The sequence below is a fragment of the Caulobacter sp. SL161 genome (genome assembly GCF_026672375.1).
Taxonomy (GTDB): Bacteria; Pseudomonadota; Alphaproteobacteria; order Caulobacterales; family Caulobacteraceae; genus Caulobacter.
In genome coordinates, this window is the sequence record NZ_JAPPRA010000001.1 from 1822819 (window position 1) to 1843353 (window position 20535).

Below are 20535 nucleotides of genomic sequence, written 5' to 3' on the forward strand. Positions count from 1 at the left end.
GCCGGCGGGGTGACGATTGTCACCTAGGCCGGGCTAGGGCGCCGGTTCGATCGCGTCCAACGCCTGGGGCGTCGCCGCTTCCGCGCCGGCGAAGACCAGGGTGCGGGTCACCCCGGCGCGGCGGATGTTCACCTGATTGACCTGATCGCCATAGACGTCGGCGAACATGGCGGCGATCACCGCCACGTTGGCGCGGGTCTGGGTCGTGGAGACCTTGCCCGCATACTCGAAGCGCACTTCGTCGGCGCCGAGAGTCATGGCCTTGAGGGTCAGCGCCACCGGCTGGTCAGCGACCGCCACCACAAAGCGCCTGTCCATATAGAGCTTCAACGCCTCGACGGCCTCGGGATCGTCGAGGCTGGTCTGGGCGTCCGGCGCGATCAGGGCGAGAGCGGGTTCAGCGTCATGGGTCGCAACCCGGTGGCTGACCCGAACCTCGCCGGACCGCACGTCGATGTCCACGACGCTCATGGCGCCGTGGCCGCGGTGCGCGGCCGCCGGGAGCGGGGCGAGCGCGAAGCTCACCGCCGCGAACAGGGCGACCGCGCGCTTGATCACTTGGCCGCGTCGTCCTTCTTGGGCTCTTCAGCGGGGAAGGTGCCCAGACCGCCCGGCTCGACCTTCACATTGGCGTCCTTCATCCGGTTGGGCGCTTCGGGGAACTTCGGCAGCTTCAGCGTCATGGGCGTGATGGCGCCTTGATAGACGTTGTTGCCACGGTCTGCGTCGGCGGTTTCCCACAGCGGATCCAGCTCGGCGCTCTTCAGCTCCTTGCCGGTCACGTACTGCCAGGTGACCTGCTTGGAGTTCTTGCGCCAGATCTCGGCAGGGATGCGGACCGTCTCGGTGCTGCCGTCGACGAAGTCCATCTTCAGGATCACCGGCATCACCAGACCGCCGATGTTGCGGAAGGTGAAGCGGTAGAAGTTGTCCTTGAAGTCCTGGGCCGCCAGCTCTTCCGGGGTCATCTCGGCGCGCGCCGTCTTGGCCCGCTTGCGGGCGCTGTCGAACACCGTGAACTGGTCAGTTTCGTTGTAGAAGTCGCGAACCTTGGGGTCGCGTTCGACGACCGTCGGACCCTTGTTGTTGGCCGCCGTGCGCGATTCCGGCTCCTTGGCGTCAGCCGCCCGGCGCACGCCGGCTTCGACGTCGGGATCGCCGCTGTCGAGGCGGGCCTTGACGACCTTGTCCAGCGAGATGTCGACGTGGTCGGTCGAGTAGAACCAGCCGCGCCAGAACCAGTCGAGATCGATGCCCGAGGACTCTTCCATCGTGCGGAAGAAGTCGTACGGCGTCGGGCGCTTGAAGCGCCACAGGTTGGCGTACTCCTTGAACGCGCGGTCGAAGAGCTCGCGGCCCATGACCGTTTCGCGCAGGATCACCAGGGCGGTCGCGGGCTTGGTGTAGCCGTTCGGACCGAACTGGATCACCGAGTCCGACTGGGTCATCAGCGGCACCTGGTCCTGGCTGACCATGTAGTCGACGATGTCCTTGGGCTCACCGCGACGCGCCGGGTAGTTCTTGTCCCACAGCATTTCGGCCTGGAACTCGAGGAAGCTGTTGAGGCCCTCGTCCATCCAGGTCCACTGACGCTCGTCGGAGTTGACGATCATCGGGAAGTAGTTGTGACCCACCTCGTGGATCACCACGCCGATCAGGCCGTACTTGGCGCGCTCGGTATAGGTCAGGGCGCCCGTCTTCTTGTCCTTCACCGGCCGCGGGCCGTTGAAGGTGATCATCGGATACTCCATGCCCCCGACCGGGCCGTTGACCGACTGCGACACGGGGTAGGGATAGGGGAAGGTGAAGTCCGAATAGACCTTCAGCGTGTGGGCGATCGACTTGGTCGAATAGGCGTCCCACAGCGGCCGCGCTTCCTTGGGGAAGAACGACATGGCCATGACCACGGGGTGCTCGGCCTTGGGATCTTCCTGCTTCACGCCCAGGGCGTCCCAGATGAACTTGCGCGAGCTGGCCCAGCCGAAGTCGCGGACGTTGCTGGCCTGGAAGATCCAGGTCTTCTCGGTCTTGGCCTTGCCCTTTTCGGCGGCGGCGGCCTCTTCAGGCGTCACGACATAGACGGGCTCGCTGGCCGTCCGAGCCTTGGCGAGGCGGTCACGCTGGGCGGGGCTGAGCACGGCGGCCGGGTTCTGCAGCACGCCCGTGGACGACACCACGTGATCGGACGGCACGGTCAGGGCGACGCGGTAGTCGCCGAACTCCAGGGTGAACTCGCCCGAGCCCAGGAAGGCCTTGTTGTGCCAGCCCTCATAGTCCGAGTAGACGGCCAGGCGCGGGAACCACTGGGCGGCTTCGTAGATGCAGTTGCCGTCTTCGCCCTTGCCGGTGAAGCACTCATAGCCGCTGCGGCCGCCGATGACCTTGTTCTCGACCAGCGGCAGCGACCATTCGATCGTGAACTTGGTCTCGCCACCATTGGCGCGAACGGCGGTGGGCAGGTCGATGCGCAGCAGGGTGTCGACCACGGTGAACTTCAGCGGACGACCCGAGGCGTCCTTCACCGACTTGATCGTGAAGCCGCCTTCCCACTCCTTGAAGCGCTGGATGCGGCGCACCTGGCCCAGGCTGATCGAGTCGCCCGAGACCGTTTCGGTCATCTTGCTGATCGAGTTGCGCTTGGCGTCCTGGTCCAGCAGCAGCCACAGATAGGGCAGGCTGTCGGGCGAATTGTTGCGGTAGGTGATCGTCTCGCGACCGGTGAGGGTCTTGGTGTCCTCGTCCAGGCGGACGGCGACGTCGTAGTCGACCTTCTGCTGCCAGTAGCGATAGCCCGGCGCGCCCGAGGCGTTGCGATAGTCGGTCGGCGTCGGCCAGTCCTCGCCTTCAAGCTGGCGGAACTTGTCGTCGAACGGCGCCTTGGTCTGCTTGATGGCGTCGGCGTGCGCGACCGTGACGGAGAGCGCGGCGGCGATGACGCCGGCCACGGCGTAGCGAATGGAACGCTTGGACAAGTTCAATAGCCCCTCAACTCAGAACCCTGACGAAACCCCGCACGGACTTTGACGGGCGGCGCGGCGAAAATCATCCCATTTTCGCCGCGAGGGTCAGAATTTAATCTTCATGCCCGCCCGGATGGCGCGAGGCTCGACCGGGTGGAAATGCACGTCCTCCACGCCGTCCGCCGGCTCTCCGGGCAGGCGCGAGGCGTAGAAATAGGCGATGTCGTCGCGGCGGCTGTTGGCCAGATTCAGCACCTCGACCATCAGGCTGGCCGAACCGAAGTCCCGCACGAACAGCGCATTGACCAGCCCCGTGGGGCGCGAGCGTACGGAGTTGTCCTCGATCAACGGAGCTGCGCCCAGGCGGCGATAGGTCAGGGTCACGCTGGAGGTCGGACCCAGTTTCCAACTCGCCCCGCCGGTGAACACCGAGGCCACGGCGTTGGGGATCCGGTCGCCGTTGGTGAAACGGGCATGGGTTCCGGCATAGGACGCGGTCAGGTTCAGCCGCGCCGTGGGCCGCCAATCGGCCAGGAGCTCGATCCCCCGGCGGCGGGTCGCCCCAGAGGCCTCAGTGAAGCCGGCGTCACCGACATAGACGAGCTCGGAGTCGACGTGCAGCGCCCAGGCGGCGGCCGTCAGGGTCAGGTCATCGCGACGCCAGCGCAGACCCAGCTCCGCCCCGTCTGTCGGCGAGATCAGCGGCGCGCGGTCGGCCGGATCGCCGGAGACGGGGTCGACCGTGATCACCGCGCCCCGGGCGTCGTTCGAGTGGAAGCCGCGCCCCGCGTCCGCATAGAGCTCGAAGGTCTTGGAGACCCGCCAAGCCAGCGTCAGCTTCGGCGACAGCAGGACATCGCTGACCGTTCCGGCGTTGCGCGGATCGCCGGCCTTCACGTCGGCGCCCATCGCGTCGGCGCGCAGTCCGGCGGTCACGTCAAGCAGGCCAAAGCGCTTGGAGGCCTCGCCCCAGACGGCGGTCGACCACTGGGTCAGGGCGTCCTGGCGCACGGTCGCGCGCCGTTGCCTGGCCGTGGTCCGATAGAGGCCCACCTGGCCGATGTCGTCGACCCGCGCGGTGACTCCGGTGCGCGCGCTCCAGCCCTGGCCCAGGGCCCAGCGCTTGGTGATCGCGCCGCCATAGATCCAGCGCTGATCGACCTGCTCGAACTGGTCGCCATTGACCGGATCATCGAGGAAGTAGGTGAAGTTCGAGAACACATCGAGCGTGTAGCGCTGGACATAGGCCACCGTGTCGAGGCCGCGCAGCAGGTCGCGTTTCCGCGCTGACAGCATGTAGCGCGAGGTGGTCCCGCCATCGGTGGCGTCCACGGTGTCGAGGCGGTCCAGAACACCCGACTCGACCGCCCGGCGCGGGATCTGGTCGGTGGCGGTCCAGCGCGCGTCATAGGCCAGGGCGGTGATCGACCAGCCGTTGACGATGGCGCGGCCCAGCAGGTTGATCTTTCTGAGGTCCTCGGACTGGGTCCAGGCGCCGTCGTTGGTGGTGACGTCGGCGGCGACCAGGACGTTGCTGGTCAGGGCCTTGGAGCCGACGGCGCGATAGTAGTCGTTCTCGCCGGCCCAGACCTGCAAGCCGTCGCCGTGCAGGTGGTCGGCGGTTTCGAAGGCCACCGCCCCGGCGGTGGCGAAATCGCCGTTCTCGGCCGAGTAGGGTCCCTTCTTGAAGCTGATGTCGTGAACGAATTCGGGCGTCAGGACGTTCAGGTCCAGATAGCCTTGGCCATGGCCGTGCGAGGGCAGGTTCAGCGGTACGCCGTCGAGCGAGGCGGCCAGGTCGGTCCCGTGATCCAGGTTGAAGCCGCGCAGGAAGTACTGGTTGGCCTTGCCCGCGCCCGAGTGCTGGGTGGCGGCCAGGCCCGGCACCGCCTCGATCAGTTCGCCTGGACGCAGCAGCGGCCGTGAGGCGAAGTCGGCATAGGCGATACGCCCCTCGCTGGCCGAGGTCGCGCGGCCCAGATCATTGGCGCGCTGGCCCCACACCGAGATCGCTTCGACCTCCTGGGCGAGGGCCGGCGCTGAAACGGTGGCGAAAAGCAGCGATAGGAGCGCAAGACGACGGATCATGCGGCGCTGTTAGGCGAGCCCCAACCTGGGAGCAAGTTCGCCGCGAAAAAATGGATCAGCCCGGAGCGACCGCGCCTACGCGGCCTTCAGCAGGCCGTCGAAATACTCGATCGTCTTCATCAGTCCCACCTTGAGCGGCGCGGTGGGCGTCCAGTCCAGCACCTGCTTGGCCAGGGTGATGTCGGGTTGGCGCTGGCGCGGGTCGTCGGAGGGCAGGGGACGATGAACGATCGTCGACGGGCTGCCGGTCAGTTCCAGGACCAGCTCCGCCAACTGCTTCATCGTGAATTCAACGGGATTGCCCAGATTGATCGGGCCGGTCACCTCGTCGCCCGTGTTCATCAGCCGGATCAGGCCATCGACCAAGTCGTCGACATAGCAGAACGAGCGGGTCTGGTGGCCGTCGCCATACAGGGTGATGTCCTCGCCCTTCAGCGCCTGGACGATGAAGTTCGAGACCACGCGCCCGTCGTTGGGATGCATGCGCGGGCCATAGGTGTTGAAGATCCGCGCCACCTTGATGCGCAGTTTGTGCTGGCGCCAGTAGTCGAAGAACAGGGTCTCGGCGCAGCGCTTGCCCTCATCATAGCACGAGCGCAGCCCGATCGGATTGACGTTGCCCCAGTAGCTCTCGACCTGCGGATGGATGGTCGGATCGCCGTAAACTTCCGAGGTCGAGGCCTGCAGGATCTTGGCCTTCACGCGCTTGGCCAGGCCCAGCATGTTGATCGCGCCGTGGACGCTGGTCTTGGTCGTCTGCACGGGGTCGAACTGGTAGTGCACCGGGCTGGCGGGGCAGGCCAGATTGTAGATCTGATCGACCTCGACATAGAGCGGCATGGTCACGTCGTGACGCAGCAGTTCAAAGCGCGGGTTGGAAAGGTTCTGCGCCACGTTCAGGCGTGAGCCGGTGTAGTAGTTGTCGACGCAGAGCACTTCGGCGCCGGTCTCCAGCAAGCGGTCGCACAGATGCGAGCCGACAAAGCCCGCGCCGCCCGTGACCAGGATTCTCTGCGTGTGCATCAGCGACCAGACTCCCCGGGACTCAGCTTTGACGACCTTTATAGCCGGGCCTCGTCCAGGACCAACACCGCGCCATATGACGCGCCCGGCGCGGGTGACGTTTGTCATATCCAGCGCGTGACGCCCGGCACTGATGGCGGACGCCGTCCCGGGCGATCTTGGCTCCATAGAGACGGAGCCGACCATGTCACCCCAATCCACCGAGCCGCCGATCGCGATCCTCAGCAAGGTTCTCAAACGCCGGGGCGCGACCCTGGCGCTGAACGGCCTGGACCTCGCCATCCGTCCCGGCCAGTGCGTCGCCCTGCTGGGGCCGAACGGCGCGGGCAAGAGCACCAGCGTCGCCCTGTTGACGGGCCGCCTGCGACCTGACGCAGGGGAGGCGTTCCTGTTCGGCGGCGATCCTCGGACGCTGGCGAGCCGGGGTCGCATGGGCGTGATGCTGCAGAGCGCCGGGCTGCCCAACACTCTGAGCGTTCGCGAGCAGATCGACCTGTTCCGGGGCTATTATCGCAAACCGCGCCCGCTGGATGAGGTGGTTCGCCTGGCCGGCCTCGAGGGGCTGGAAAAGCGCCGCTGCGGCGCGCTGTCGGGCGGTCAGCAGCGCCGCGTCCAGTTCGCCTTGGCCATCGCCGGGCGCCCCGACTTTCTCGTGCTGGACGAGCCGACGACCGGCATGGATATCGACGCCCGCCGCGCGCTCTGGAGCGCGGTGCGGTCCGAGATCGCGCGCGGCTGCGCCGTGCTGCTGACCACCCACCATCTGGACGAGGCCGAGGCCCTGGCGGACCGCATCGTGGTCATCGACCACGGCCAGGTGATCGCCGATGGCACGCCCGAAGCCATCAAGTCCCGTGTATCGGGCGTCGCGATCCGCTGTCGGACGCGTCTGTCTGACGCCGAGCTGGCGTCCCTGGCGCGGGTCACCGGTGTCAGCCGCGACGGCGGCAAGGTCACGCTGCTGACCACCTCGGCCCCCGCCACCCTGCGTGAACTGCTCGCGCGCGATGAAACCGTGGATGACCTGACGGTCTCCGGCGCGTCGCTGGAAGACGCCGTCGATCGCCTCGTCCAAGCCGGCCAAGCGGCCGCCCCGCAACGTCAAACCAAGGTCGCCTGAGATGCACACCCTAGCCGTCTATCTCCGTGAAGCCCGCGCCCAGGTCCTGGCCACCTGGCGTACGCCCCAGTTCATGGTTCCCAGCGTGATCCTGCCACTGCTGTTCTATGGCGTGATGGGTCTGGGCCTCAGCAAGGGGCGCGAAGAGATCGCCCACATGATGCTGGCCAACTATGTGATTTTCGCCGCCATCGCGCCGGCGATGTTCGGCTTCGGCGCCGGCGTGGCCGCCGAGCGCGAAGCCAAGCTGGTGGAACTGAAGCAGATCGCGCCCCTGCCGGCGGGCGGGTATCTGGCCGGACGTCTGGCGGCGGCGCTGGCGCTGATCGCCGTGGCGATCGCCCTTCTGGGCGGGCTGGCCTATGTCGGCGGCGTCCGGATGGAGCCCTGGCAGTGGGCCGCGACCCTGGGCCTGGGTCTGGGCTCGACAATCCCCTTCGCCCTGATCGGCCTGAACCTTGGTCTGCGCATGGGCTCACAGGGGGCGACCGCCCTGACCAACCTGGTGTTCTTGGGCTTCAGCCTCTTCGGCGGCCTGTGGATCCCTTTGCAGGCCATGCCCGCCTGGTTCGGCAAGATCGCCGTGTTCACGCCCTCGTACCACTTCGGCCAGCTGTCGCAGATGACTTCGGGGATGCAGCCCTTCGCCGATGTCGAGCGCCATGTTTCGATCCTCGCCGCCATGACGCTCGCAGCCCTGATCGGCGCCGTGATGGCCTGGCGCCGGCAGGACGCTTGACCGTGACGATCCAGGCGCGCGACATCGCCGACATGAACACGGGCGGTGCGTCGAGAAACATCAGTCAGGTCGGCGCGCCCGATCCCAACGCGCCGGTGGCGGGCGAGTCGTTCATCCGCCGGAACTGGAGCCTCGTGTTCCTAGTCTACCTGCCGTTCTATTTCATTTCCTGGCTGTACCGCACGCCAGACCCTCTGGAGGTGACCGCGTCCTTCATCGGCTTGGCGGTTTTCCTGGGGCTGTTCGCAAGCATTCACTTGCGGAAGAGACCACTGGCGCTCTGGCAGGTTCTGGCGATCTTCGGCGTGGGCCTGGCCCTTTCGCCGTTCAAGTCGACCTGGAGCGTCTACACGATCTACGCCATGGCCTATGCCGCGCGGCTACCGTCCCGCCGTGTCGCCCTGCGCGCCATGATCGGCATGCAGTTGGTCGTTCTGGTCGTGGGTCTGGCGTTCCTCCGAGACGCCTGGTCGATCTGGGCGTCGGGTCTGCTGTTTGGCGCGATCACCGGCTTCGCCACGCTGATGCAGGCCGATATCGAGCGGAAGAATGTGGCCCTGGCGACCGCGCACGAAGAGGTCCGGGCGCTTGCCAGCACCGCCGAGCGCGAGCGGATCTCGCGGGATCTGCACGACCTGCTGGGCCACACCCTGACCCTTGTGGCGGTGAAGGCCGAACTGGCTGCTCGGCTGGTCGGTCGCGACCCAGCGGCGGCGGAACGCGAGATGCAGGCGGTCGCCGCCACCGCCCGGGAAGCGTTGTCCGAGGTCCGCACCGCAGTGGTGGGGATGAAGGGCGCCTCTCTCGCCTTCGAGCTCGACAAGGCCCGCCAGGCCCTGAGCGCCGCCGGCGTCGAGGCCAACGTGTCAGCCCTGACCACCGACGGCCATCCCGGGCAGGAGGCTGTCCTGGCTATGGCGCTGCGCGAGGGCGTCACCAATGTGATCCGTCACGCCGGCGCCTCGCGTTGCGACATTACGCTGTCGCCCAGCCCGTCAGAGCTCGTGCTGACCATCTCGGACAATGGCCACGGCGGGCGGCTGGATGAAGGCTCGGGCCTGAAGGGGATGCGCTCACGCCTGACCGCTATCGGCGGGACCCTGGAACTCAAATCCGACAAGGCCGGCACGCGCCTGGTCGCCACGGCGCCGCTGCGCGCCCAAGGGGAGGGCGTGTCTTGATCCGCGTCGTCATCGCCGAAGACCAGAAGATGGTGCTGGGGGCTCTCAGCGCCCTTCTGGAAATGGAGGGCGACATCCAGGTGGTCGGCCGCGCGCCGGATGGCGCTGTGGCTCTGGACCTTGTCCGCGCGGAGAAGCCCGACGTGCTGATCTCCGACATCGAGATGCCCAATCTCACCGGCATCGATGTCGCCGCGCGCCTGAAGGCCGACGGCGCCGGCACCCGGGTGCTGATCGTCACGACCTTCGGCCGGCCCGGTTATCTGCGCCGGGCGATGGACGCGGGCGTGAAGGGCTATCTGCTGAAAGATGGGCCGAGCAGCGTGCTGGCGGCGGCGGTGCGGACGATCGCGGCCGGCGGTCGGGCCATCGCGCCTGAGCTGTCGGAAGCGGTCTGGGACGCCGAGCCTGATCCGCTGACCGACCGCGAGCGCGAGATCCTGCGGCTGGCCGAGGAGGGCCGGTCCAACAAGGACATCGCCGATGTGTTGGATCTCTCGCCCGGCACGGTTCGCAACTATCTCTCCGAGGCGGCGCAGAAGCTGGGCGCCGCGAACCGCGTGGAGGCGGGCCGTATCGCGCGGTCGAACGGCTGGCTGTAGCGTGGCGGGATGATCGTCTCCTCGACCACGGACTTCCGAGAAGCGGCGCGGCGCAGGCTGCCCCGGTTCCTGTTCGACTATATCGACGGCGGCGCCTACGCCGAGCGGACGATGGCGCGCAACATCGATGATCTCGCCGACATCGCGCTTCGCCAACGCGTGCTCAAGGACGTCTCCGTCGTTGATCCGTCGACTACCCTGTTCGGCGTCCGGCAGGCCTTGCCGGTAGCTCTGGCGCCGGTCGGGCTGACGGGCATGTACGCCCGTCGCGGCGAATGCCAGGCGGCTCGGGCCGCCGCGCAGAAGGGGGTGCCGTTCTGTCTCTCCACCGTCTCGGTCTGCGATGTCGACGAGGTGCGGGCGGCCTCGCCGGCGCCGTTCTGGTTTCAGCTCTATGTGCTTCGAGACCGGGCCTTCATGCGGGACCTGCTGGCGCGGGCCAGCGCGGCGGGCGCCACCACGCTGGTGTTCACCGTCGACATGCCCGTGCCCGGCGCGCGCTATCGCGACGCGCATTCGGGGATGGCGGGCCCCAACGCCGTGGCGCGGCGGTTCGTCCAAGCGGCGCTGAAGCCGGGGTGGGCCTGGGATGTCGGCGTGATGGGCCATCCGCACCGGCTGGGGAATGTGGCGCCGGCCTTGGGCAAGGCGTCGGGTCTGCAGGACTTCATGGGCTGGCTGGCCGCCAACTTCGACCCGTCGATCCAGTGGTCGGACCTGGAATGGATCCGCGACGCCTGGAAGGGGCCGCTGGTCATCAAGGGCGTTCTGGATCCCGAGGACGCCAAGGCCGCCGCCGACATCGGCGCCGACGGCGTCGTCGTCTCCAATCACGGCGGTCGTCAATTGGACGGCGTGCTGTCCAGCGCCCGCGCCTTGCCCGCCATCGCGGACGCGGTCGGAGATCGCCTGACCGTTCTGACCGACGGCGGCGTGCGCTCGGGTCTTGATGTCGTGCGGATGCTGGCGCTGGGCGCGCGCGGCGTTCTGATCGGCCGGGCCTATGCCTACGCCCTGGCCGCGCGCGGCGAGGCGGGCGTGACGCAACTGCTGGACCTGATCGACAAGGAGATGCGCGTGGCCATGGCCCTGACCGGCGTGCGCGACGTGGCCTCGATCAACGAGACCATCCTGGCCGAGCGCGTTCCGCGCGCAGGGTAAGCCGAGGGAAAAGCAGCGGCGCGGCCGCTATTGGGCGTCTTTTTTCATCAAAAGCGGCGCGAGGGGGCTTGCGTCGCGACGTCGCGATCGGTTCTTGGCGGTCCGCGAAGACTTGCCGAGAGGCCGGTTCGTGCTCAGTTATGCGGTCGCGACCGCCGGGGCCGCGGTCCAACGATTCCAAACGGGGCGAAGCAAGCCCCGATTCCAGCGAGATTCCAGAACGTCATGCAGCCGGTTAAGACCCTCATTCTCAGCGCTGGTCAGGGCAAGCGACTGTCGCCTCTGACCGACGACCGGCCCAAGTGCCTGGTCGAGCTGGCCGGTCGCTCCGTGCTGGAATGGCAGCTGCGCCACCTGCATCAGGCGGGCGTCACCGAGGCGGTGGTCGTGACCGGCTTCCGCAGCGATCTGGTCGAGGCCGAGGTCGCGCGTCTGTCGCTGCCGGGCCTTGCCGTGCGCACGCTCTACAACCCCTTCTACAGCGTCACCGACAACCTCGCGACCTGCTGGCTGGCGCGCGAGGAGATGCGCGGCGGGCCGTTCATGATCCTCAACGGCGACACCCTGTTCGAGCCGGCGATCGCCGAGCGCCTGATCAGCGCGCCGGACGCCCCGATCACGGTCACCGTCGACCGCAAGGTGGGTGGCTACGACGCCGACGACATGAAGGTGCTGACCGACGGTGACGCCCTGCGCGCCATCGGCAAGACGATCACCGAGTACGACGCCGAGTCGATCGGCTTCCTGCGCTTCAACACCGAGGGCTCTGCCCTGTTCGTGAAGACGCTGGAGGCGATCATGCGCACGCCCGAGGGCTTGAAGCGCTGGTACCTGAGCGTGATCAACGAGATCGCCCAGAATCATGACGTGGTGCGCGTGCGGTCGATCGAAGGTCTGGACTGGGCCGAGATGGACTTCCCGGAAGACCTCGTCCGCAACCGCGCCCTGACGTCGCAGTGGGCCGCCAAGGAGGCCGAGGCCGTTTAGGCCTCGCCGACCAGCTCTCGAACCAGATCAAGGTCCGACGGCTTGTCGACATCGACGGCCGCGAGACCGTCGTGTGCTCGAACGGCGGCGGCCCTGACGTCAGCCAGGGCGCCCAGCCGCGCCACGGCCTGATCCAGGGTCAGCAGGCCCAGAGCGTAGCGCAGCAGGAAGCTCGGACCCAGCATGGCGGCGATCTTCCAGGGCTGCTTGCGAAGGGCCTCGACCTTTCGCCACAGGCGCACGACGCCCATGGCCCGCTCGTCGCGCAGCAGGAACAGGTTGCAGCCCGAATAGCGCCCGTCGCGGAACTTCAAGTAGGTGCGCTTGGTCTGCGGCGCGGCGGCCTGGACACACGCTTCGGGCGCCAGCAGCACCGCGACCTCGGCCCAGTCGGGGGTGTCGGCCAGGAACTGGGTGATCCACTCGGGCTTGAGCAACGCGTGGTCGACGGTGGTGATCAGCAGAGGAAAGCCCAGCCGCCCGGCGGCGTCGGCGACGCTCTGGCTGGGACCTTCGGCGGTGGGGAGGGCCTGTGCCCGAGATCCCGCCAGCGCGGCCTTGATCGCTTCGTCATTGGCGCTGACGCCGATCTCGGAGGCGTCGGCCGCCTCCACCGCGCCCAGCACCCGCGCCAGCAGGGTCTGGCCCTGCAGCACGATCAGGCCCTTGTGGGCGACGCCGGCATAGGCCGCCGCAGGATCGACCTCTCCCGGGCGAGACCCCGCGAGGATCAGGGCCTTGAAAGGCTGGATCACAGGGCCTTCTCGTAGACGCGATAGGTCTTGTAGTGCGTGCCGCCCACGTTCTCGGCGATGTGGGTCATGGCCTTGTTGGCCTCCAGCACCCACGAGATTTCATAGCGGTTGTAGCCCAGGCTCATCGCCATATCGCGGCTGGCCTTCATCATCCAGAACGGCAGCATGCGCCCGCGCTGGCTGGTTTGGAACTTCTTCTTCACGCCCATTAGTGGGATACGCGCGGATTTCACGCCCTTGACCTTCAGGCGCCACAAGAGCTTGGCCCAGCCGAACGGCAGAAGCTTGCCCTTCAGGTCGGCGATGGCCTCGTTGACGTTGGGCAGGAAGACCACCACGCCGGCGGCCTCGCCGTCGATCTCGGAAAACCAGACAAGGCGCTTGTCGATCACCTGCTTCAGGGACTTGGCCAGCTGGCGGGTCTCGGCCTCGGTGGTGGGGGTGAAGCCCCAGTTGTCGGACCAGGCGTCGTTGAGGATCTCGGTGAGGGTCTGAACCTCCTGGTCGTACCGGCTCATGTCCAGCTGGCGCAGCACCACGCCCGACGGCAGGCCGCGTTTGACACGGCGCTGGGCAATTTCGGGGATGTCGCCGGTCTCGTCGGCCTTGTAGGCGAAGAGGTCCTGGGCCTTGGCGTAGCCCTGCTCCTCGACGCGCTGGCCGGCATAGACCGGGTCGTGGCCCATCAAGACCATCGGCGGGGTGTCAAAGCCCCAGACCAGCAGGCCGACCTCTTCGTTGATCGACAGGTTGAACGGCCCGACCGCGTGGGTGCGTCCCCGGGCGCGCAGCCAATCCTCTGCGGCGCGGAACAGCACGTTGAACACCGCCGCATCGTCTTCGGCGGCGATCATGCCGAAGTGGCCGTCGAGCCGTCCTTCTGTGGGCTGTGGGGTCAGCTGGTCGATCTGGGCGCTGATGCGGCCCACGTCGCGGCCGCCCCGGGTCGCGAGGAACAGCTGCACCTCGGCATGGTCGAAGAACGGATTGGTCTTCGGGGTCAGCGCGTCGGTCCGCTCCATGAACAGCGGCGTGATCCAGTTGGGATCCTTGGCGTTCAGGCGCGCGGGCAGGGCGATGAAGCGCTTGAGCTCAGCGGGCGTCTTGACCGGGATGACCGAGAGGTCGGCGTTAGTGGAGTCGAAAGGCATCAGCCCTCCAGGGCCAGGAAGGTTCTGACGGCGAGCGCGCCGAAGATCGCAGGGGCCGCCCAGACGGCCAGGAAGGGCGACAATGCGCCGGACTCGCCCAGGGCGGTCAGCATGCCGTTGGCGACCAGGAACATCAGGCCAGCGGCGAGGCCCCCGGTCAGCAGCACCGCGCCTTGCCCGCTGCGGAAATTGGCCAGGGCGACGGGCGCGCTCAGCAACAGCATCACCAGCGAGACGAACGGGCTGGCGAAGGCGGCCTGCAGGTGGGTGGCGTAGAAGCTTTCGGGCCGATCCGAGCCGCCATTCTCCAAAGCCCGCCGCGCTGAGGCGGCCGTCGGCATGGAGTCGTCGCCGAACAGTCCCTGGACATCCTGCGGACGTAGAGCCGTTGGCCAGGAGGTCGCCGCAGCGGTCGAGGCCTGCGACAGGTCTCCGGCAAAGCGGGTGGTCTTGGGCTGCTCAAGGGTCCAGGCCTTGCCGTCGTAGCGGGCCACGGGCGCCTCGACCTTCTCGACGAGGATGCCTTTGCTGTCGCGGCGGAAAATGGTGACGCCGGTGATCGTGCGGCCGTCCGCCGAGGCGTTGGCGCCGATGACCAGGTCCGCGCCCGCCCGGAAGGTGCGGGGCGCGGGCTCCTTGCGCTCCGCCACGGGGGTGGTGTTGCGCCACCAGTCGGCGAGCGTCGGGTCGGCGCGCGGCGCCAGGACCTGGCCGCACAGGGCGTCCAGCAGCATCACCGCCACGGCGGCCGGCACGGCCATGCCCACGATCCGGTAGCCGGATATGCCGCTCGCCCGCATGGCGACGATCGCGCTTTCACGGGCCAGTTGCGAGAAGGCGAACAGCCCGCCGGCCAGCACCGCGATCGGCGCCACCTGTTCGAAGAGGCGCGGCAGACGCAGGGCGGCGTAATAGCCGACCCCGGCCATGCCGAGGCCTCGGTCCAGGATGTCGCTGGTCACATCCAGCAGGTCCAGGATCTGCAGGACTGACATCAGGATCAGGGCCGCGCCGAGAATGCGGGTGGCGACCGTCTTCAGGACGTAGAGCTGCAGTTTCATGCGGCTTGTCGCTTCTTCGGCTGGGGCAGCAGGCGCAGGGCGCGCGTGACCAGATTGTTGATGCGCCGCACCAAGCGCGACACCGGTGTGTCGCCAGGACGGGTCCGGCTGCCGACGAACAGCCACACGCTGAGCGCGGCGAATACGGCGAAGGGGACCCAGATGGCGGGGAAGGCGGCCGCCTTGCCGGCCTTCGCCATGCCCTGACCCAGCAGCAGCGAGTGCTGGAACGCCAGCAGCAGCAGACCCGCCATGATCAGGCCGGGCGCACGGTTGCCCCGCTTGGAGGCCAGGCCCAACGGGAAGGCCAGAAGCGGCAGGAAGGGCAGGAAGGCGGCGCGGGCCAGACGCCCGTAAAACTCGCTCAGCAGGGTGCCTTTGGAGACGACCGGATCGGGTGACTGCGCCTCCCGGCGCAACTCACCCATGGTCAGTTCGCGCTCGTCTCCGCCGCGGTCGCGCAGAAGAACAGCCGCCGCCGACAGCGGCGTCTGGGTCGTCAGGCTGGTGAAGGCCAGATTGCGATAGGTCCCGTAGGCGTCATGGGCGATGCGGCGGCCGTCGCGCAGGTCCATGGTGATGGTCTTGCCGTCCGGGTCCATCTTCAGGTCAGCGGACGCGGCGGTGATGATCTCTTCCTGGCCCTTGGCGTCCAGGCGGCGGATGAACACGCGCGTCAGGCGCTGACCGGCGATGTCGGCGCTGTCGGCGGTCAGCAGTGAGCCCTTGTCGTCAATGAAGGCCCCGCCTGCGAGGCGTCCGTTCCAGCCTGCGTTGATCGCTGCGTGCATCACCGCCCGATAGGCGTAGCGGCTGTAGGGCTGCATGTAGCCGAACACGATGATGCTGAAGACGCTGAGGAGCACGCCGACAGCCACGAACGGCGCGGCGATGCGTTCCAGCGATTGGCCGCTGGCCAGCAGGGCGTCGATCTCCGAGCCGTCCGACAGCTTCACGATGACGATGAACAGGGCCACGAAAAAGGCCACGGGCAGGGCCAGGCCCAGATAGTGCGGCACCAGGTTGGCGGCCAGTTGCGCGACATAGCCAAACCGCGCGCTGCTTTGCGACAGAACGTCGAGCAGCCGCAGGATGCGCTCGAGCAGCAGCGCGATCACCGTCACGCCCAGGCAGGCGGCCAGCGGCCATAGCAGCAGGCGTAAGAGATAGCGGTCGATCAGGCGGGGGCCGCCGTTGGGCAGGTCCTTGGCGCTCACGCTGCGTTCCAGGCCTTGGAGAAGCGGGCGGCCAAGCGCTCCACCGCGTCGGGGGTCAGTTCGACGGCGGCGCCCAGCGCCGGGGCGGCCGGCCAGCCCGCGTCGGGGAATGAGGCGCCCTCATGCTCGCGCGTCCCAGCGTAGCGCGGCAGCACGTGGAAGTGGACGTCTTTGTCGACCATCATCAGCATCAGGTAGTTGATCTTCTCGTAGTCGACTTGGCTCTTGAGCAGGCGCTCGATCCCGGCGACGGCGACCTGCAGGTCGGCGAACGCGGCTGGACTCACGTCCGAGAACGCCTGGACCGCTTCCTTGCACACCAGAACCAAGGCGCCAAACGTGGGCTGCTTGGGGCGAACCAGGACAAGCCAATGATCGGTCTCGGCGACCTTCGAGGCGGGATAGCCGAACGCCAGGGCGGTGGGATTGCTCATGAGAACGCCGAAACTTCAGGCCGGTGTCGCCCGCGCGGCACAATAGGGATGCGCGGGGTCACAGGGAAGGGCGATGCGTTCGCCGAGGTCATTCAGGCGGCCTCGGCGCGGCGCGCCAGGTCGGCCAGCGTGAAGCGACCCAGTTCGGAGATTTCCGCGCCCGTCTCCGAGAGGCCGCGCGCGACGACGCGGACGGCGTGGCCGCCTTCGGGGCGAGGCTCGATCTCGATCTGGTGCCAGCGGGCGGGCGCGTGGCGGCTGGGCTTGGCCGAAGCCGACGGCACGCCCAGCACCGGGATGGTCGCGCCGCCGGGACCGGGAACCGAGCCGACCAGAGCCTCATGGGCGTGGCCGTGCAGCACGAGATCCGCCCCGCGCTTGGCCAGCACCGCGCGCAGCGCCTCCTGATCCTCAAGCCGCTTGCGCTTGGACACCGCGCCCGGATGCGGCGGGTGGTGGAGGACCACCAGTCGGAAGAGGCCGGCATAGGCGGGGTCCGACAGCGCCGCGTCGAGACGCTGCAACTGGTCCTCGCCTAGGCGTCCCGTCGCCAGATGCGGCGCGGTGGGAACCGCCGAGCACAGGTTGAAGATCGCGACGGGGCCGCGCACGCGCACCTGCGGGAAGCTGGCCTCGCCGGCGTCGCCCAGCCAAGGCGACCAGATCGCGAAACGTTCATGCCCGCCCGGGCCCGCCAGGGCGTCGTGATTTCCCGGACTGACAGTGTGATCAGCCGCCGCGCCCAGCGCTTCGAGCCATGCGCGGGCTGCGGCGATCTCGCCGGGCGAGGCGAAGTTGGTCAGGTCGCCGCTGATCACCACATGGTCCGGCGAGGCCGCCTTCATGTCGGCGATCAGCGCCGCCAGAACCTCAGGGCGATGGACCTTGCGCTTCTTTCGCCAGGCGATGCGGCTGAGCAGGCGCTTGGTGAACACGTCCCGCAGGCCGAACGCGCCGGGCTGCGGCGGCAGGTGGAGGTCGGAGAGGTGGGCGATGCGATAAATGGACAAGACGGGCCGGGCGGTTCTGGTCGAAACGGTCGAAGCTGCGTATCTATCAGCCTCGGATTCAAGGGGTATAGCCGTCTTTGAGTGGTGAAGTTCAAAATGGGCCGCGGGCGCTGACCGTGGGCCGCAGCGACGGGCGCATCTGGGGCATGAGCTCCGCCGAGCGTCTGTCCCGCATCTACCGTCGTCTGGGTCTGGTCGAGACCCCCGCCGTGGACCTGTCGCACGCCGTCGTGGCGGTCGATGCGGGCTGGGTGTTCGACGAGTCGCTGATCAAGGCCCTGGCGGGCCGTGAGGGCGCCGTGCTGGTCGATGACGCCGGGCGCGCTGTCGCCGTCCATGCGCCCGCCGATCTGGCCTATGCCGCCAGCGAAGCGCTGGCCGCCGGTAACGATCCGGCCGGCCTGGACCCCCGTTTCACGCGGCTGACGGCGCTGGAGCTGGGCTCGGCCTATAACAGCGCGCTGCGCAAGCGCGAGCCGCCGGTGCTGGAACGCCTGACCCCCGAAACGGTGCGCGCCGTCGAAAAGCGCCTGTTCCAGGGCTCGTACAAGGGCGTCACGGACTTCGTCACCAAGTATGTCTGGCCGGCCCCGGCGCGGGTCGTGACCCGTTGGTGCGCCCTGGCGAAGATGACGCCCAACCAGGTCACCTTCATCGGCTTTGTGATGGTGCTGGCGGCGACCTGGCTGTTCTGGCACGGCCATTTCGGCTGGGGCCTGGTCTGCGCCTGGATCATGACCTTCCTCGACACGGTCGACGGCAAGCTGGCCCGCGTGACCCTGACCTCGTCCAAGTGGGGCAACGTCTTTGACCACGGCATCGATCTGGTGCACCCGCCGTTCTGGTGGTGGGCGTGGTTCGTCGGCGTCTATGCGGTCGGCCAAGAGATCCCCTATGCGGCGCTCAGCCTCGCTATCGTGGTCGGCGGCTATGTCGCCCAGCGGGTGGAGGAAGGGATCTTCCTGGCCCTGTTCAAGCTGGAGATGCACGCTTGGCGGCCGTTCGACAGCTTCTTCCGGCTGATCACCGCGCGCCGGAACCCGAACCTGATCCTGCTGACCGGCTGTGCGATGGTAGGCCGGCCCGATGTCGGCTTCACGCTCGTGGCTATCTGGACCGCCGTGTGCTTCGTCGTGCACGCCATCCAGATCCTGCAAGGCCTGATGGCGCCGAAGGGGTCGATCCAGTCCTGGCTGGCGAAATGACGCGCATCGGGGTCGTCCGCAATCCGCAGAGCCACGGCAATCGGATCCGGCCGCCCGGCCCGGCGCCGGAGGACGTGCGTCTGGTCGAGCCGATCGGGCGGGAGGCCTTGAAGGCGGCGCTGGACGACTTCGCGCGCACGGGTCTCGACTTGCTGGTGATCGACGGCGGCGACGGCACCGTGCGCGACGTGATCAGCCTTTTGCCTCACACGTTTGGCGAGGCGACGCCGCTGCTGGCTGTCCTGCCGTCGGGCAAGACCAACGTGCTGGCCATCGATCTTGGCACGTCGGAAGGCTGGCGTCTGGAGGACGCACTCCGCGCGGCGCGTCGAGAGAACCCGACGATCAAGTCGCGTCCGCCCCTCCGCGTCAGCTGGGCGGATGACAAGCCCTGCCTGCAGGGCTTCTTCTTTGGCGTTGGCGCGCCGGTGAAGGCTACCAACCTGGCGCAGCGCGTCCACAAGGTCGGCTTCTTCCACAACTTTGCCGTCGCCGTGACCATCGGCACGGCGGCGCTGGGCGCGCTGTTTGGCGGTTCGCGGGACGAGTGGCGCGAGGGCGTGCCGGCGCGCCTCGTTCTGGACGGCGAGGCCCAGGGCGAAGGTCACCGGTTCGCCGTCATCGCCACGGCGCTGAAACGCCTGCCGTTTGGGCTCAAGCCGTTCGGCGCGCCGCGCGAGGGGCTGAAGCTGCTCGATGTCGACGCCCCGCCGCGTCGCTTGCACAAGGCCCTGCCGTTGATGCTGAGCGGCAAGGTCGTCCCCGCGCTGGAAGGCCTGGGTTATCGGCGGCGCGACCCTCGTTCGGTCAAGCTCTCGGGCGGGGCGCCGTTCGTGCTCGATGGCGAGGTCTATGAAGGCGGCGACCTGACGATCCAGCTGGGTCCGGCCTTGCGGTTCCTGGTCGGATGAGCCGCCTGCGCGACCTGGTCGCGGCCGAGCTCTCCCAGACGACGCCCGAGCCGATCCGCGCCTTTGCGGCGCATCTGGCCAAGCTGTTCCCCGGCGCGCGTGCGGTTCTGTTCTATGGCTCGATCCTGCGCACCGGCGATCTGTCGGGGGTCCTCGACTACTACGTCCTCACCGAGCGCGTTCCGGCAGGATGGCGGGGCGTGTTCACGCGCCTGCTGTGGCCGGATGTCAGCTATCACGAGCTTGAGCACGGCGGCGCGACGCTGCGCGCCAAGGTCGCGTCGATGACGCTGGCGCAGTTCCAGCACGCGACCCGCGGCGCGGGCGTCGACACCACGATCTGGGCGCGTTTCGTCCAGCCGTGCGCGCTGATCTGGACCGATGAAGCCGCACGCGAGACCGTGATCGACTCCGTGACCGCGGCTTGTCGAACGGCCGCCGGTTTCGCCCAGGCGATCGGTTCTGCCGACGCCGCGCCGCTGACGCTTTGGACGGCGCTGTTCCAGGAGACCTACAAGGCCGAGCTGCGCGTCGAGAAGGCGGGCCGCGAAGTGTCGATCCTCACCTACGACCCCGAGCGCTATGAGCGTGTCATGGAGGCCGTTTGGGCTGACGAGGGCCGAGCGCTCTCGCATGAGGCCAGGACGGGTCTGCTCAAGGCCTGGCGCGTGCGCCGGGCGCTCGGCAAGCCCTTGAACGTGGCGCGGCTGGTCAAGGCGGCCTTCACCTTCCAGGGCGCGGCGCGCTACGCCGCCTGGAAGATCCAGCGCCATACCGGCGTGACGGTCGAGGTGACGCCGTGGCGAGAGCGGCATCCGATCCTCGCTGCGCCCGGCGTGCTGCTCAAGGTCTGGAGAGAGCGGCGGCAAGCCGCATAAGCCGCCGACAACAAAAAACGCCCGGGCCACAAGACCCGGGCGTTCTTGTTTC

The 20535-nt window shown here is 68.0% G+C and carries 19 protein-coding genes; 9 read left to right on the top strand and 10 right to left on the bottom strand.

The features are described from left to right. Nucleotides 1–33: 33 nt before the first annotated feature. The 4 genes from OVA11_RS08795 to OVA11_RS08810 all read right to left on the bottom strand — a co-directional run bounded on the left by OVA11_RS08795 (nucleotide 34) and on the right by OVA11_RS08810 (nucleotide 6071). Entirely contained in the window at nucleotides 34–558 is a 525-nt protein-coding gene (locus OVA11_RS08795; protein WP_268067067.1) for a DUF6702 family protein, read from the bottom strand. Continuing rightward, nucleotides 555–2978 carry a M1 family metallopeptidase gene (locus OVA11_RS08800; protein ID WP_268067068.1) on the bottom strand — a complete coding sequence of 808 codons (2424 nt, stop codon included), beginning with the start codon at nucleotides 2976–2978 and terminating at the stop codon, nucleotides 555–557. The genes OVA11_RS08795 and OVA11_RS08800 overlap by 4 nt, the downstream gene beginning before the upstream one ends. Before the next feature lie 87 nt (nucleotides 2979–3065). Then, on the bottom strand, nucleotides 3066–5048 hold the full coding sequence (locus OVA11_RS08805; RefSeq protein ID WP_268067069.1) for a TonB-dependent receptor: 1983 nt from the start codon (nucleotides 5046–5048) through the stop codon (nucleotides 3066–3068). Between the two features lie 75 nt (nucleotides 5049–5123). Next, on the bottom strand, nucleotides 5124–6071 hold the full coding sequence (locus OVA11_RS08810) for a UDP-glucuronic acid decarboxylase family protein (RefSeq protein WP_268067070.1): 948 nt from the start codon (nucleotides 6069–6071) through the stop codon (nucleotides 5124–5126). 133 nt (nucleotides 6072–6204) lie between these two features. On the opposite strand from OVA11_RS08810, the gene OVA11_RS08815 reads away from it, so the two are divergent. From OVA11_RS08815 to OVA11_RS08840, 6 genes are all read left to right on the top strand, one after another. After that, entirely contained in the window at nucleotides 6205–7191 is a 987-nt protein-coding gene (locus tag OVA11_RS08815; RefSeq protein WP_268067071.1) for an ABC transporter ATP-binding protein, read from the top strand. 1 nt (nucleotide 7192) lies between these two features. After that, nucleotides 7193–7930: an ABC transporter permease gene (locus tag OVA11_RS08820; protein ID WP_268067072.1), complete on the top strand. Its 738-nt coding sequence runs from the start codon at nucleotides 7193–7195 to the stop codon at nucleotides 7928–7930. A gap of 2 nt (nucleotides 7931–7932) precedes the next feature. Continuing rightward, on the top strand, nucleotides 7933–9111 hold the full coding sequence (locus OVA11_RS08825) for a sensor histidine kinase (RefSeq protein WP_268068929.1): 1179 nt from the start codon (nucleotides 7933–7935) through the stop codon (nucleotides 9109–9111). Next, nucleotides 9108–9713, top strand: a complete 606-nt coding sequence (locus tag OVA11_RS08830) for a response regulator transcription factor (RefSeq protein ID WP_010919034.1) — start codon at nucleotides 9108–9110, stop codon at nucleotides 9711–9713. The genes OVA11_RS08825 and OVA11_RS08830 overlap by 4 nt, the downstream gene beginning before the upstream one ends. 9 nt (nucleotides 9714–9722) lie before the next feature. Continuing rightward, complete coding sequence (lldD, locus tag OVA11_RS08835; protein WP_268067073.1) at nucleotides 9723–10874, top strand: FMN-dependent L-lactate dehydrogenase LldD; 1152 nt, start codon at nucleotides 9723–9725, stop codon at nucleotides 10872–10874. 225 nt (nucleotides 10875–11099) lie between these two features. Then, nucleotides 11100–11861 carry a phosphocholine cytidylyltransferase family protein gene (locus OVA11_RS08840; protein ID WP_268067074.1) on the top strand — a complete coding sequence of 254 codons (762 nt, stop codon included), beginning with the start codon at nucleotides 11100–11102 and terminating at the stop codon, nucleotides 11859–11861. Here the strand turns inward: OVA11_RS08840 and OVA11_RS08845 are convergent. The 6 genes from OVA11_RS08845 to OVA11_RS08870 all read right to left on the bottom strand — a co-directional run bounded on the left by OVA11_RS08845 (nucleotide 11858) and on the right by OVA11_RS08870 (nucleotide 17489). After that, complete coding sequence (locus OVA11_RS08845) at nucleotides 11858–12709, bottom strand: nucleotidyltransferase family protein (protein ID WP_268067075.1); 852 nt, start codon at nucleotides 12707–12709, stop codon at nucleotides 11858–11860. The genes OVA11_RS08840 and OVA11_RS08845 overlap by 4 nt on opposite strands. Next, a complete protein-coding gene (bcerS, locus tag OVA11_RS08850; protein ID WP_268067076.1) occupies nucleotides 12613–13767 on the bottom strand; it encodes a ceramide synthase in 1155 nt (384 codons plus the stop codon). Before bcerS ends, OVA11_RS08845 begins: the two co-directional genes overlap by 97 nt. Continuing rightward, entirely contained in the window at nucleotides 13767–14828 is a 1062-nt protein-coding gene (locus tag OVA11_RS08855) for an LptF/LptG family permease (protein WP_268067077.1), read from the bottom strand. The genes bcerS and OVA11_RS08855 overlap by 1 nt, the downstream gene beginning before the upstream one ends. After that, entirely contained in the window at nucleotides 14825–16045 is a 1221-nt protein-coding gene (locus OVA11_RS08860; RefSeq protein ID WP_268067078.1) for an LptF/LptG family permease, read from the bottom strand. The genes OVA11_RS08855 and OVA11_RS08860 overlap by 4 nt, the downstream gene beginning before the upstream one ends. Next, the gene (locus OVA11_RS08865) at nucleotides 16042–16479 is read right to left on the bottom strand and encodes an HIT family protein (RefSeq protein ID WP_268067079.1); all 438 of its coding nucleotides are present in this window, start codon (nucleotides 16477–16479) and stop codon (nucleotides 16042–16044) included. The genes OVA11_RS08860 and OVA11_RS08865 overlap by 4 nt, the downstream gene beginning before the upstream one ends. 92 nt (nucleotides 16480–16571) lie before the next feature. Next, nucleotides 16572–17489, bottom strand: coding sequence for a metallophosphoesterase family protein (locus tag OVA11_RS08870; protein WP_268067080.1), 918 nt, complete (start codon nucleotides 17487–17489; stop codon nucleotides 16572–16574). Nucleotides 17490–17566: 77 nt separating this feature from the next. Here OVA11_RS08870 and OVA11_RS08875 point away from each other — a divergent pair, with 77 nt between their 5' ends. The 3 genes from OVA11_RS08875 to OVA11_RS08885 are packed head-to-tail and all read left to right on the top strand — an operon-like array spanning nucleotide 17567 to nucleotide 20483. Continuing rightward, nucleotides 17567–18694 carry a CDP-alcohol phosphatidyltransferase family protein gene (locus OVA11_RS08875; RefSeq protein WP_268067081.1) on the top strand — a complete coding sequence of 376 codons (1128 nt, stop codon included), beginning with the start codon at nucleotides 17567–17569 and terminating at the stop codon, nucleotides 18692–18694. Further along, nucleotides 18613–19605, top strand: a complete 993-nt coding sequence (locus tag OVA11_RS08880; protein ID WP_268067082.1) for a diacylglycerol/lipid kinase family protein — start codon at nucleotides 18613–18615, stop codon at nucleotides 19603–19605. The genes OVA11_RS08875 and OVA11_RS08880 overlap by 82 nt, the downstream gene beginning before the upstream one ends. Further along, nucleotides 19602–20483, top strand: coding sequence for a hypothetical protein (locus tag OVA11_RS08885; protein ID WP_268067083.1), 882 nt, complete (start codon nucleotides 19602–19604; stop codon nucleotides 20481–20483). The genes OVA11_RS08880 and OVA11_RS08885 overlap by 4 nt, the downstream gene beginning before the upstream one ends. Nucleotides 20484–20535: the final 52 nt, after the last annotated feature.